Genomic DNA, 415 nt, shown 5'->3' with positions numbered 1-415 from the left:
GGACAAGGGCCTCGACAGCATTGCCGAGTTCGAGCGGCTCGAGGTGCTCTATTGGCTGCACGAATCGCGACGCGATCTGGTGCTGCAGGCACCCAAGAGCGACGGCAACGGCCGCGGTGTCTTCTCGCTGCGCACGCCGGTGCGGCCCAACCCGATCGGCACCTCGATCGTCCAGCTCGAAAAGGTCGAGGGCTCGACCCTGCTGGTGCGCGGTCTCGACTGCCTCGACGGCACGCCGCTGATCGACCTCAAGCCCGACCGCACGCTGTTCAAGCCGCTCGCGCCGGCGCAGGCCGGTGACTTCCAGGTCGGCGACAAATGACGCTGAGGCGCCGCCATGCCCTGGCCCTGCTCGGCGGCACGCTGCTGGCGCGTCCCGCATTGGCGCAGACGCGGGAAGTCGTCGACTCCGCAA

The 415-nt window shown here is 68.9% G+C and carries 1 protein-coding gene; it reads left to right on the top strand.

Annotation, left to right across the window (positions count from 1 at the left end):
• On the top strand, window positions 1-322 hold a 322-nt coding region (locus JG676_RS08415; RefSeq protein WP_200217956.1), incomplete at its 5' end, for a TrmO family methyltransferase.
• Between the last annotated feature and the right edge of the window lie 93 nt (window positions 323-415).

Origin of the sequence: Campylobacter sp. 2018MI34 (assembly GCF_016598975.1) — a bacterium.
In the GTDB taxonomy this organism is placed as follows: Bacteria; Campylobacterota; Campylobacteria; order Campylobacterales; family Campylobacteraceae; genus Campylobacter_D.
This window is presented reverse-complemented; position numbering and strand designations above follow the sequence as displayed.